Source organism: Mycobacterium sp. UM_WGJ (genome assembly GCF_000455125.1).
In the GTDB taxonomy this organism is placed as follows: domain Bacteria; phylum Actinomycetota; class Actinomycetes; order Mycobacteriales; family Mycobacteriaceae; genus Mycobacterium.
In genome coordinates this window covers 40,753-52,730 of record NZ_AUWR01000007.1, presented here as the reverse complement: position 1 = coordinate 52,730, position 11,978 = coordinate 40,753, and the positions used below count along the sequence as shown (strand labels likewise).

The 11,978-nt window shown below is 67.1% G+C and carries 11 protein-coding genes; 4 read left to right on the top strand and 7 right to left on the bottom strand.

The features are described from left to right. Window positions 1-21: 21 nt before the first annotated feature. From N416_RS0101890 to N416_RS0101880, 3 genes are read right to left on the bottom strand one after another with little or no spacing between them, the layout of a single operon-like run. Window positions 22-1,251: an amidohydrolase family protein gene (locus N416_RS0101890; protein ID WP_024440443.1), complete on the bottom strand. Its 1,230-nt coding sequence runs from the start codon at window positions 1,249-1,251 to the stop codon at window positions 22-24. A 16-nt stretch (window positions 1,252-1,267) separates the two neighbouring features. Next, the gene (locus N416_RS0101885) at window positions 1,268-2,416 is read right to left on the bottom strand and encodes a thiolase family protein (protein WP_024440442.1); all 1,149 of its coding nucleotides are present in this window, start codon (window positions 2,414-2,416) and stop codon (window positions 1,268-1,270) included. Between the two features lie 10 nt (window positions 2,417-2,426). Beyond that, on the bottom strand, window positions 2,427-2,840 hold the full coding sequence (locus N416_RS0101880) for a Zn-ribbon domain-containing OB-fold protein (protein WP_024440441.1): 414 nt from the start codon (window positions 2,838-2,840) through the stop codon (window positions 2,427-2,429). A 113-nt stretch (window positions 2,841-2,953) separates the two neighbouring features. Between N416_RS0101880 and N416_RS0101875 the strand changes: the two genes are divergently transcribed. Beyond that, window positions 2,954-3,973, top strand: a complete 1,020-nt coding sequence (locus N416_RS0101875; RefSeq protein WP_024440440.1) for an NAD-dependent epimerase/dehydratase family protein — start codon at window positions 2,954-2,956, stop codon at window positions 3,971-3,973. Next, the gene (locus N416_RS0101870; protein ID WP_024440439.1) at window positions 3,970-4,761 is read left to right on the top strand and encodes a thioesterase family protein; all 792 of its coding nucleotides are present in this window, start codon (window positions 3,970-3,972) and stop codon (window positions 4,759-4,761) included. The genes N416_RS0101875 and N416_RS0101870 overlap by 4 nt, the downstream gene beginning before the upstream one ends. Before the next feature lie 12 nt (window positions 4,762-4,773). Here N416_RS0101870 and N416_RS0101865 read toward each other — a convergent pair whose 3' ends face one another. After that, window positions 4,774-5,988 carry a CaiB/BaiF CoA-transferase family protein gene (locus N416_RS0101865; RefSeq protein WP_024440438.1) on the bottom strand — a complete coding sequence of 405 codons (1,215 nt, stop codon included), beginning with the start codon at window positions 5,986-5,988 and terminating at the stop codon, window positions 4,774-4,776. Between the two features lie 104 nt (window positions 5,989-6,092). Here N416_RS0101865 and N416_RS0101860 point away from each other — a divergent pair, with 104 nt between their 5' ends. Beyond that, on the top strand, window positions 6,093-7,628 hold the full coding sequence (locus tag N416_RS0101860) for an aldehyde dehydrogenase family protein (protein WP_024440437.1): 1,536 nt from the start codon (window positions 6,093-6,095) through the stop codon (window positions 7,626-7,628). A 34-nt stretch (window positions 7,629-7,662) separates the two neighbouring features. On the opposite strand, the gene N416_RS0101855 is transcribed toward N416_RS0101860, so the two are convergent. The 3 genes from N416_RS0101855 to N416_RS0101845 all read right to left on the bottom strand — a co-directional run bounded on the left by N416_RS0101855 (window position 7,663) and on the right by N416_RS0101845 (window position 11,033). After that, complete coding sequence (locus N416_RS0101855; RefSeq protein WP_024440436.1) at window positions 7,663-8,874, bottom strand: cytochrome P450; 1,212 nt, start codon at window positions 8,872-8,874, stop codon at window positions 7,663-7,665. Between the two features lie 74 nt (window positions 8,875-8,948). Then, complete coding sequence (locus N416_RS0101850; RefSeq protein WP_024440435.1) at window positions 8,949-10,229, bottom strand: cytochrome P450; 1,281 nt, start codon at window positions 10,227-10,229, stop codon at window positions 8,949-8,951. Window positions 10,230-10,247: 18 nt separating this feature from the next. Next, window positions 10,248-11,033, bottom strand: a complete 786-nt coding sequence (locus N416_RS0101845) for an SDR family oxidoreductase (RefSeq protein WP_024440434.1) — start codon at window positions 11,031-11,033, stop codon at window positions 10,248-10,250. 125 nt (window positions 11,034-11,158) lie between these two features. On the opposite strand from N416_RS0101845, the gene N416_RS0101840 reads away from it, so the two are divergent. Continuing rightward, window positions 11,159-11,977 (top strand): NAD(P)-dependent oxidoreductase, encoded by an 819-nt coding sequence (locus N416_RS0101840; RefSeq protein WP_024440433.1) that lies wholly within the window; start codon window positions 11,159-11,161, stop codon window positions 11,975-11,977. Window position 11,978: the final 1 nt, after the last annotated feature.

Here is an 11,978-nt window from a genome sequence, read left to right as displayed (position 1 = left end):
TGAACGCAGCGTCAACGAACGTCAGGCGTCGGCGAGCTCCGGTGGCGTGAGCGCGGCCGGATCCGGGTTCGCCAGCGGGCGTCCCATGAACCGGCGAGCGTTGTCACCCATGAAGTCATAGGTCCGCCGGACGTCCATGCCCTCGGCGTACTTCCAGAATCCATTCGGCTCGGCCAGCCCCTCGGGATGCGGATAGTCCGACCCGAACAGCACCTTGTCCCAGCCGACGGTCTCCACCACATCGGAGACGGCGCCCTCCCAGAACGGGCTGACCCAGATGTTGCGCCGGAACACGTCGTGCGGATGCTCCGGGAAGTTCTGCGGCATCTTCTTGTAGAGGTCCCCGAAGTCATCGAAGAGCGGCCGGATCCAGGAACTGCCGTTCTCGACGCTGGCGATGCGCAGCTTGGGGAAGCGGGTCAGGGTGCCATGGCAGATCAGCGCGGTGATCATGTCAGCGATCTCCCGGTGCCCCAACACCATCCAGCGGAATGCGCTCTGAGTCATGAAGTTCTGCGTGTAGGGCGGTTCCCAGCGGCCGACGTAGTCGTCCAGCGGCGGGAAGCTGGCATGCAGCACGATGGGTAGGCCGGCAGATTCCACATCACGCCAGAATGGGTCGAACTCCGGCAGCGCCGGGGAGCGCCAACCGTGGATACCGTTGACCGGTCCGGGTTTGATCAGCGCCACCGCTGCACCCTGGCTGAGGATGTACTCCAGTTCCCGCTGGGCGCCCTCGACTTCGGAGAGGTTGATGATCGGCGTGGAGAACACCCGGCCGCCGTAGTTATAGGTCCAGTGTTCGGCCATCCACTGGTTCAACGCGTGGATGATGGCCAAGGTGAGCTCGGGGTCGTCGGCACTGGAGTGCTCGACCAGGCTGGCCAGCGTGGGGTAGTTCAACGCTTCGGTGACGCCCTGGCGGTCAAGTTCGGCGACCCGGTCCGTGGGGTTGCGGGTGGCCGCCGGTGCTTCGATGGCGGGGCCTTGCATCTCGCGCAGAGTCAGGCCCTCGGTGTTCTCCCCGGCGAAGAACTTCTCGTGTGCACCCGGCGCGGCGACCCGCTCGAAGGTGGGGTTGGGGATGAAGTCGCTCACCTTGCCGTTGATGATGATCCGGGTCTGACGGCCGATCTGGGCGAATTGGACTGCCCGCGCGTACTTCTCCGGCAGGTGTTTGGTCAGTGCCTCGGGGGTTTCGTACATGTGTTGGTCGGCATCGAAGATCGGTGCGTCACGGAACTGACTCATGGCGTGGTCCTTGCTGCTAGCGGGTCAGGATGGTGGCCGCAGCGGTGCCCGGTGCGCCGTAGAGCTGGGCGAACCCCACCTTCGGCTCGCCCGGCACCTGGCGATCGCCCGCTTCACCGCGTAGCTGGCGGACCAGCTCGTGAATCTGGCGCAGTCCCGAGGCGCCGATCGGTTCGCCGTTGGCGATCAGGCCGCCGTCGGTGTTGACCGGCAGTGGCCCGCTGATCTCGGTCGCGCCGTCGGCGAGCAGCTTCTCCTGGTCGCCGTCGGCGCAGAAGCCGCACTCGGCCATGTGGATGACCTCGGCCCCGGCATCGGTGTCCTGCAACTGGATCACGTCGACGTCTTTGGGTGCGACACCGGCCTTTTCGAAGGCGGCGCGGGCGGCGTACACGGTGGGAGCCACGTCCTCGGTGACCGGGGCGAAGGTGGTGTTCACCTCGTAGGCGCCGTAGCGCCGGGTGCGGACCTCCACCGCGCGCAGGTACACCGGCTTGTCGGTGTAGCGGTGCGCGATGTCGGCGCGGCACATCACCACCGCCGCCGCGCCCTCGTCGGGGGCGCAGAACATGTACTGGGTCAGCGGGTAGTTCAGCATCGCCGAGCCCAGGATGTCCTCCTCGGAGATCGGCTTGCGCCGGAAGGCGTTGGGGTTCAACGCGCCGTTGCGGAAGTTCTTGGCGGCGACCTTGGCCAGCGTCTGCTGGGAGATGCCGTGATCATGCAGGTAACGATTGGCCTTCATGCCGAAGAACTGGGTGGTCAGATACTGGCCGTTCTCCGCGTACCACCGCGGCATCCCGACCAGCGCCGGGTCTTCGGTGAACGCCCCGCGGGGGTGTTTGTCCAGGCCGACGGCAATGCCGATGTCGTAGTCGCCCAGCGCGATACCGTCCGCGCAGACCTTGACCGCGCTGGCCGCGGTGGCACACGCGTTGAACACGTTGGTGAACGGGATGCCCGACAGCCCGACCATCCCGACGATCGCGTCCGGGTTGGCCACCGTCCAGCTGCCGCCGGTGGCGGCGCCGATGTCTTTCCAGTCCACCCGCGCGTCGGCGACCGCGGCGAAGATGGCGTCGACCCCCATCGCCATCGCAGACTTGCCCTCGAAGCGCCCGAACGGGTGCAGCCCGACTCCGATGATCGCTACCTCATTGGCCATTGCCGATCTCCTAAACCGGCCGGAAGGCGAAGGTGATGATCTCGTTGCCCTCGGCGTCGGAGGTGAACGGCACCATGACCAACTCAACCGGCATGCCGAATTCCAGTGTGTCCGGGTCGTTCTCGGTGAGGCGGCCTTCGACCCGGATGACATCGCCGAGCTGTACCAGACCCACGCCGTACGGCACGAAGTCCTTTCCGGTGGGGCCCAGATACGGCGCCCCAGGCGGAAAGCCCTGGGTGGTCCAGGCCACCAGGGTTCCGGTGCGCGGCAGCAGTTCCCGGCTCATCTTGTCGCCGCTGCAGCTCGGGCAGCGCGGCTGGGCCGGAAAGACCGTGGCGTCGCAGTCCGCGCAGCGACTGCCGACCAGCTGTGGGCTTACCTCCGGCCAGGTCGAGATGTCGGGAGCTAGCGCCTTCTGCATGGGACCTCCCCGCAATGGGTCTATTAACTGTAATGCTTACAGTAATGTACGATGGCGCGAGTTGACCAGCGGGGTTCTCCCAGTGCCCGACGGTCACGGTAAGGGGCCCGGGGATGACTTCGAACGATGAGTCGGCGGTCGATCGGCGGCGTGCGCTCGTCATGGGCGCCAGCGGAAACGTCGGTGCCTGCGTCACCCGCCACCTGGTCGCCCGCGGTGACGATGTGCGGGTGCTGTTACGCCGTTCGAGTTCTACCCAGGGGATCGACGGACTCGACATTCAGCGGCACTATGGCGACATCTTCGACACTGAGGCCGTCGCCGCGGCCATGGCGGATCGTGACGTCGTGTATTACTGCGTCGTCGACACCAGGGCTGAACTCCGCGACCCCGCGCCGTTGTTCCGCACCAACGTCGAGGGGCTGCGCAACGTCGTGGAGGTGGCCGCCGACGCCGACCTGGACCGGTTCGTGTTCCTGAGCACCATCGGCACTATCGCGGTGGGCCGTAACGGCGAAACGGTGGACGAAGAGACGCCGTTCAACTGGGCCGACCAAGGCGGCGCTTACATCGCCTCCCGTCGTGAGGCCGAACGCGTGGTGTTGTCTTATGTCGCCGACCGCGGCCTGCCGGCCGTGATCACGAACGTGTCGAATCCGTACGGCCCACCGGATTGGCAGCCGCGCCAAGGCATGCTCGTTCAGTTCGCCGCGCTGGGCAGGATGCCGGCCTACGTGCGTGGCGTGGGTTCGGAGGTGGTGGGAATCGACGACGCCGCCCGCGCGATGCTGCAGGCCGCAGACCGCGGACGGATCGGTGAGCGTTACATCATTTCCGAGCGGTATATGAGCCAGCGCGAGATGCTCACCATCGCAGCAGAAGCGGTCGGAGCCACACCGCCACGTATCGGTGTACCGATGTCGATCCTGCATGTGGCGGGCCACCTGGTGAGCGCCCTGGGCGCTCTGCTGCGTCGTGACTTCGCGTTCACCGCAACGGGGGCACGCCTGATGGCGCTGACATCGCCCGCCGACCACGGCAAGGCCACCCGGGAACTGGGATGGCACCCGGAACCGACCGAGCACGCGATCCGCCGTGCCGCACAGTTCTACCTGGAGCGCAGTACGACATGATTCCTTTTGTGGTTCGTCGTGACGGCGACCTGGTGCCGAACCCGATCGCGCACGGCGGGTGGGGGCCGACCCTCGGGGGACAGGTGGTGGGCGGACTGCTGGCCCGTGCCGTCGAGCAGCACGTGGGAGACGACGGCCTGCAGCCGGCGCGACTGACCGTCGAGATCCTGCGCCGGGTGGCCTGTGCACCGCTGCGGGTCGATGCGTCGGTGGTTCGCTCCGGCTCGCGGATGCGTGCGATCGACGCCGAGATGACGCAGGGCGGCGAGCTGGTGGCCCGTGCTTCGGCGCTGTACCTGCGCCGCGGTACGCAGCCCGACGGTGACTTCTTCACCACCGAGGTCCACCTGCCGCCGGTCCCGGAAGAACCGGCCAGACTGGACGATTCGGTGCCCATGTTCATCCGGGCCTACGGCACCGAGGACGGCACAGTCATCCCGTGGCAGCACGCCGGGCCTCGCTATGCGTGGCTGCGTGAGATCCGCGACCTGGTCGAGGGCGAAGAGCTGACGCCGTTCGTCCGGGCGGCGATGGCCGTCGACGTCACCGCCTCGCTGACGAATTTCAGCACCAAGGGGCTGGGGTTCATCAACGCCGACTACACCTTGACCCTGAGCAGGCTGCCCGTCGGCCCGTACATCGGCCTGGCGGCGCTGACCCACTACAGCGACGCGGGCGTGGCGACCGGAAGCGCGAGCCTGTTCGACACTCTCGGCCCGATCGGCAGCGGTGTGTCGACCGCCATCGCGAACCTCAATTTCGACGCCGACCGGAAATACGATGGGTAGGTCCGGCGCCGGCTAGGCGATAGCGCCTGACTCCTTGAGCTTTTCGATGCGGTCCCAGTCGATCCCGAGTTCCATCAAGACGATCTCAGTGTGCTCGGATGCCTGCGGGGAGCGGGTCGTCTCCAGCGGTTCATGGTTGAACTGGACCGGACCGCGGACCACTTTGAACGCCGGCCCACCGTCGCCGGCTTCGACTTCGACGATCATGTCGTTGGCGATGGCCTGTTCGTCGGAGCCCAGGTCGACCAGGCTCTGGAACGGTGCCCACTGGCCCCTCATGGTCTTGAGGTGCTGACGCCAGTATTCGAAGGGCTTGGAGCCGATTGCGTCGACGATCAGTGCGCCGGCCGCCTCGGCGTTCTGCATCAGCGGCAGGACGTCGGAGAAGCGGGGGTCGTCGGCGGCATCGGGAATGCCCAAATGCTCGAAGGTGTCCCGGATGTATCCGGTCGGGCTGACGATGCACAGATTGATGGTGCCGCCGTCGGAGGTGGTGTAGTTGCCCAGGAACGGATTCGCCGGTAAGCCGCCGGATTGCGGCATAAGTGCACGCATGGCTTCGCCGGTCTCCATGCCCTGGGTCACGCTGGCGCCGGCCGCCCACCATGCGGTGGAAAGCAGCGAGACGTCGACCTCGAGGGCTTCCCCGGTGCGCTCGCGATGCAGCAGCGCGGCAGCGACGCCGCCGGCGATGTTCATGCCGCCGACCGAGTCGCCGAACGCCGGGATCCCCTGGGACAGTGGCGCACCGAGCTGCTCGGGGCTCAGGGCGTGCCCCACTCCGCTGCGGGTCCAGAACGCGGTGCCGTCGAAGCCGCCGGTGTCGCGCTCGGGGCCCTTGTCGCCGTATGCGCTGCCGCGGGCATAGATGATGTTCGGATTCGCGGCGCGGATGTGCTCCACATCGAACTTGTTCTTCTGCCGTGCCCGGGGCAGGTAGTTGGTCAGAAATACGTCGGCGGAGGCGGCGAGCTCGTAGAGCACCTGCTGGCCGTCCGGGGTTGAGACGTCGATGCCGACGCTGCGCTTGCCGCGGTTGGGATGTTCGATCAGCGGATGTCGGTCGGGGTCGAGTTCGAAGCCGCCCATTCGGATGAAGCCGCGCTGGGTGTCGCCGCGCACCGGGTGCTCGACCTTGATGACGTCGGCTCCCCAGTCGGCCAGGATCGCCCCGGCCGCCGGGACGAACGTGAACTGCGCGACCTCCAGTACCCGGAAGCCGTCCATGACCTTGATCAACTCAGCGCGCTCCTGCCGCCGTGCGAACCTCTGGAGAACCAATTGAAGTATTCTACTGTAATATTTACGGTTGGGGTTCCGAAAGGGATGGGGTGAGCGCCGTCGGACAGCGGGCCAGCAGCGTGGAGATAGGCGAACGGGCTGCTGCGGCGGCCGAGTCGCGCCTGCTGATCGACGGCAAATTGGTGGCGGCGGCCTCGGGTGCGGAGTTCGGCAATCACAGCCCGGCCACCGGGCAGTTGTTGGGGACCACCGCGGCGGCCGATCGCAGTGACATGCACCAGGCGATCGGTGCGGCCCGGCGGGCGTTCGATGACACCGATTGGTCGACCAATCGCGAGCTGCGCAAGCGCTGTCTGACGCAACTGCAGTCGGCGCTGGAGGCGGAGAAGGAAGAACTGCGCACCGAGCTGATCGCCGAGGTCGGCTGCCCGGTGATGACGACCCAACTGGCACAGCTGGATTGGCCCCTCGTCGACGGGCTGCGCTACCCGGGACGGTTGATCGACGAATTCGAGTGGGAGCGGCGACTCGACGGTGGCGGACTGTTCGGCGACCGCAACGTCCGCACCGTCGTCAAGGAGCCGGTCGGTGTGGTTGCGGCGATCACGCCGTCCAACTTTCCGGTCGAGGTGATCCTCAACAAGCTGGGGCCTGCCCTGGCGGCCGGCAACACCGTGGTGCTCAAGCCCGACCCGAACACCCCGTGGAACGCCACCCGGCTGGGCCGCCTGGTCGCTGAGCGCACCGACATCCCGGCCGGGGTCCTCAACGTGGTGCCCACGCCGTCCAACGAGGTCGCCGGACTGCTCGGCACCGACCCGCGGGTCGACATGGTCTCCTTCACCGGATCCACCGCGGTCGGCAAGCTGCTGGCCCGCAACAGCGCCGACACCATGAAGCGGACCTTCCTGGAGTTGGGGGGAAAGTCGGCGCTGATCGTGCTCGACGACGCCGACCCGGCCAAGGTGATCCCCGGAGCAGTCGGAGTGTGCGTGCACGCCGGGCAGGCCTGCGCGGCCACCACCCGGATGCTGGTGCATGCCAGCCTCTTCGACGAGTTAGTCGCCTCGGTCACCGCGGCCTTCGCGGCCGTCACCGTGGGCGACCCGGCGCTGCCGCAGACCCTGGTCGGCCCGCTGATCAGCGCCGCACAGAAGCAGCGCGTGCTCGACGCCTACGCGCAGGCTCGCCGCGACGGTGCCGAGATCACCACCGGCGGCGGCGAAGTCACCGGCCTGCCGGACGAGCTGGCGGGCGGACACTACGTGCAGCCGACGGTGATCGTCGGGGTCGACAACAGCGCCGCCATCGCGCAGCAGGAGGTGTTCGGGCCGGTGCTGGTGATGCTGCCGTTCAGTGACGACGACGAGGCGGTGCACATCGCCAACGACAGCGCCTACGGGCTGGCCGGTGCGGTGGTCTCGGCATCGAACGGACGGGCACTGGACGTGGCGCGCCGGATCCGCACCGGCGCAATCGGCGTCAACGGCGGCATGTACTACGGCGCCGACGCGCCGTTCGGCGGCTACAAGAGCAGCGGCTGGGGCCGGCAGTGCGGAATCGAGGGATTCGCGCAGTACTTGGAGACCAAGACGATCGGCTACCGCAAACCGCGCGGCACCTGACCCGCAGCCGCCGCGCGGGCGTGAGCCGGCAGACTTATCGGGCGGTGAAGGTCACCGGCAGCGAACGCGGGGAGCGAAACGGCTGCCCGTAGATGTGCGGGTTGTCATCGGTGAGCAGGGTGATCTCGCCGAGGCGGTCGAGCAGACATTCCATCGCGACCCGCATCTCCATGCGGGCCAGATGTAGGCCCATGCAGGTGTGCTCGCCGGCGGCGAACGTGATGTGCGGAATCCATTTGCGGAAGATGTCGAATTCCTCCGGCCGTTCCCACCGGGCCTCGTCGCGGTTCGCCGACCCGATGCAGACGTCGACGACGGCGCCGGCGGGAACTTCGACGCCGGCCACCGCGGTGTCGCGGATGGCGGTGCGCTGCACCGTGGTCAGCGGCGTCTCGTAGCGCAGCCCTTCCTCGATGGCGGCGCCGATCAGATCGTGGTCGGCGCGCACCGCGGCGAACTGTTCGGGATGGGTGAGCAGCAGGTACAGCAGGTTGCTGGTGGCCCGATACGTGGTCTCCAGGCCGGCCGGCAGCAACAGGCGAAGAAACGAGAAGATCGCTTCGTCACTGAGCTTTTCGCCATCGACCTCCGCGGTGACCAACTCGCCGATGATGTCGGAGGTCGGGTGGGACTTGCGTTTTTCCATCTGGGCCAGGAAATAGTCCTTCAACTCCGCCGAAGCGGCGAATGCCCGCTGGTAGTCGGCGGCGTAGCTGATCAGCTCGATCGCGCGCTGGCGGAACCAGGGCAGGTCCTCTTCGGGCAGGCCCAGCAGCTTGGAGATGACCCGGGTGGGGAATTCGAAGGTGAAGCCGGACACCAGATCGGCGGTGCCGTCGGCGATGAACTCGTCGATCAGAGCGCTGCAGACCGGGCGGACCACCTCTGGTTCCCAGTGCACCAGGGATTTCCGCTTGAACGCCGCCGAGACCAGATTGCGATGCTTGCGGTGCGGTTCGCCCTCCATTGCCAGGATCGTCGGTCCGATGAACAGCCCGATCGTGACGTCGTAGATGTGCGAGTTGAAGGAATCCGCCTCGCGGAAGACCTGATTCACCGCCTCGAAGGAGACCGCGGCGAATGGGGTCTTGGGCCGAAGCGATGCCGGGGTCTTGGAGTAGTCCATCACCGTTCCGGGGAAGACTCCGAGTCCCTCTCGCTTGCTCCGGAAGTACGGATAGGGGTTCTTCAGGTAGTCGGCCGGCTTGTCGAGTGCGGCAGCGATGTCGTCGACCTGGCTGTCCACGGCTGATCTCCCGTCGGGTGTAGCTACATACTGTAAGGATTACAGTAGATGATTGAGCAAGTATGGCACCAGGGTCAGGCCAGGCTGATCGGCAGCCGCTTGATGCCGTGCACGAAGGTGCTCTGCAGGTATTCCGGCTCGCCCAGGGTGACCTCGGGCAACCGGGTGAGCAGTTCGTAGAACAAGTGGCGCAGCTCCATCCGGGCGACGTGGGTTCCCAGGCAGTAGTGCGCGCCACCGCCGCCGAAGCCCAGGTGTGGGTTGGTGGCACGGGTGACGTCGAACTCGTGCGGCCGGTCGAACGCCGACTCGTCGCGGTTGGCCGAGCAGTAGTACATCGCCACCTTCTCGCCGGCCTTGATCTCGGTCCCGGCGACCTCGGTGTCCACCACCGCGTGGCGGGCGAAGACGAGTACCGGCGTCGCCCAGCGCACGAACTCCTCGACCGCCCCGCCGATCCGATTGTCGTAGTCGGCCAGCAGCCAGTCGCGCTGCTCGGGATGTTCGACGAGGGCCTTGAATGCGTGCGTGGTGGCCTGCTTGGTGGTGTCGTTGCCCGCAGAGCCCAGCAGCACCATGAATGAGCCGAGCTCGGAGTCGGTGAGACGGTGGCCGTCGACCTCGGCATTGACCAACGCGGTCATCAGGTCATCGTGCGGTTCGGCGCGGCGGCGCTGTGCCAGCTCGACGCCGGAGCCGGCAAGCACGCCCAACTGCGTCATGACGTGTACGGCCCGCTCCTCCAGTGAGGTGTACTCGTCGTCACTACTGCTGAACAGGCACTCGGCCGCGTAGGCGACCTTCTGCTGGTCGGCAGGGTCGATGCCGATCATGTCGGAGACGGTGCGCATCGGCAGTATGCCGGAACAGCTTGCGACGAAGTCGATCTGGTCGCCGCTGCGCAACTGGGTCAGGAGGTCGTCGACGATGCTGCGGGAGTTGGCCTTGATCTGATCCTCGATGCGCCGGACCTGCCGCGGCGTGAATCCCGAGCTGATGAGCTTGCGGTATCGGGTGTGATCGGGTGGGTCCATCGCCAGGAAGAACGTCATGTTGCGCTGGATCTCGGCCGGCATCGGGTCGACGCTGACGCCTTCGCTGGAACAGAACAGCTCTTCGTGCTGGCTGATGAATTTGACGTCGGCGTGCCGGGTCGCCGCCCAGAATCCGGTCTCCTGATGGGGGAACACGGACTCCATCGGCCGGTGCCAGGTCAGGCCCGGTTCGCTGCGCAGCGTCGCGAACGTCTCGTCCCGGGTCCGGAAGTCCTTGCCCCAGAACTCGGTTTCGGAGATGTCGTGGCGATGGTAGGGGTGCGGCGATGTCGGTGTGGCGGGTGATGAATCCAGTGTCATGGTTTCCTCTCGGGGGGCCTACGCGGGGATGGGTGTGCCGGCGGTGATCGCGGTGATGAACCCGCCGTCGACGAGAACGTCCTGGCCGGCGATCCATCTGGCGGCGGGGGAGCCCAGGAAGTCGATCACCGGCACGATGTCGTCGACGCCGGCGTGCCGGCCGACAGTGGCGCGGACGGTGTCGAGCAGCTGTTTGCCCATCGACTGCTCGAAGTCGGGCAGGATCGGCGTTTCGACGGGGCCCGGACTCACCGTGTTGATCCGTACGCCGTACTCGGCGTGTGCCGTCGCGGCGCGCCGCTTGGCGTACAGGATCATCGCCTGCTTGGAGGTGCTGTAGACCGGGTAGGCCGGGTCCTGGCCGGCCTGCCAGCGCAGGACTGCCTGCGCGTCGGTCGCTTCGAGCAGGCCGTTGAGCACCGCGATGCGCTGCTCCCACCCGAGTGCCGCCGTCGACGCCACCGCGACCACCGCCCCACCGCGACGAAGTCGCGGCAGCAGGCCCTCGGTCATCAGGCGCATGCCCAGATAGTTGACTGTCAGCACATCGGCAGTCGAGGCGGTGCCCGGTAGTCCGGCGACGTGGGCCAGCAGGTCCCAGCCGTCGCCGATCCCGGCGGCGAACTCAGCGATGGCCGCCGGATCCCGGAGGTCGCAGCGGGCGTATTGCGACGCCGGCGTGTCCTGGGTGCCCACGTCGACGGCCAGAACGAAATCTCCGCGCTCGTAGAAGTGCGCGGCGGTGGCGGCGCCGATTCCCGACCCCGCGCCCACGACCACGACCTTGCGCTGCGGGTTGGTCATCCTGGCCAGCCTTCTGGTGTACCCGAAAAGTCGACAGTAAGCACGACTGTAACTAATTCGGCGCTTGCGGACAATGTTACGGTTGCCCTTACCGGATAGCCGAAAGCCGCCTTGAGGAGCCGAGAATGAGCGCAACCGGCCAAGTCGTCGGATTCGTGGGAGCCGGCCAGATGGGCGAACCGATGGTCGCGCGCCTGGTCGCCGCCGGCTATCGCGTGCAGGTGTACGCGCGCCGGCCCGAGGTGCGCGAGCGGCTCGCAGACGTCGGCGCCGTACCGGTCGACTCGGTGGCCGCGACCGCCCGCGATGCCGGCATCGTGATCAGCTGCCTGTTCTCCGACGCGCAACTGCGTGAGGTTGCCGGCGGACCCGACGGGCTGATGGCCCATGCCGACTCCAGCACAGTCGTGGTTTCCCACACCACCGGGACGGTGAGCACGTTGACCGACTTGATCGCAGCGTTTCCCGATGGGCCGGTGCTGGTCGATGCGCCGGTCAGCGGCGGCGCCCACGACATCGCCGCGGGTAACCTGACCGTGCTGCTCGGCGGCCCCGACGACGCGGTGGCCCGCGCCCGCGAGGTGCTGGCCGCCTACGCCGATCCGGTGATCACCACCGGTCCGCTGGGCACCGCGCTCAATCTCAAGCTGATCAACAACGTGCTGTTCGCCGCCAATGCGCAACTGGTCGCCGCCGCGGTCGAGCTGGGCAAGAGCCTCGGGGTTCGCGACACCAGTCTTTTCGAGGCGCTGTCGCAGTGCAGTGGCGGCAGCCGGGCTGCGGGTTATGTGCAGTCGGCCGGGGGAGTGGACAGCTTCGCCAAAGTCGTTGCGCCCTTTATGCGCAAGGATGTGGCGGCCTGCATCGAGGCCGCCGCGGACCGGGGCGTCGAACTGGGTCAGTTGCGGACCGTGGCCGAGAACGGGCCACTGGACCTGTCGTGAC

Excerpts from the sequence above, each read along its gene's own strand:
- N416_RS0101865 (WP_024440438.1), bottom strand. The coding sequence starts at position 5,988 with ATGGACGGCTTCCGGGTACTGGAGGTCGCGCAGTTCACGTTCGTCCCG.
- N416_RS0101885 (WP_024440442.1), bottom strand. The coding sequence starts at position 2,416 with ATGGCCAATGAGGTAGCGATCATCGGAGTCGGGCTGCACCCGTTCGGG.
- N416_RS0101870 (WP_024440439.1), top strand. The coding sequence starts at position 3,970 with ATGATTCCTTTTGTGGTTCGTCGTGACGGCGACCTGGTGCCGAACCCG.
- N416_RS0101880 (WP_024440441.1), bottom strand. The coding sequence starts at position 2,840 with ATGCAGAAGGCGCTAGCTCCCGACATCTCGACCTGGCCGGAGGTAAGC.
- N416_RS0101850 (WP_024440435.1), bottom strand. The coding sequence starts at position 10,229 with ATGACACTGGATTCATCACCCGCCACACCGACATCGCCGCACCCCTAC.
- N416_RS0101875 (WP_024440440.1), top strand. The coding sequence starts at position 2,954 with ATGACTTCGAACGATGAGTCGGCGGTCGATCGGCGGCGTGCGCTCGTC.
- N416_RS0101890 (WP_024440443.1), bottom strand. The coding sequence starts at position 1,251 with ATGAGTCAGTTCCGTGACGCACCGATCTTCGATGCCGACCAACACATG.
- N416_RS0101845 (WP_024440434.1), bottom strand. The coding sequence starts at position 11,033 with ATGACCAACCCGCAGCGCAAGGTCGTGGTCGTGGGCGCGGGGTCGGGA.
- N416_RS0101840 (WP_024440433.1), top strand. The coding sequence starts at position 11,159 with ATGAGCGCAACCGGCCAAGTCGTCGGATTCGTGGGAGCCGGCCAGATG.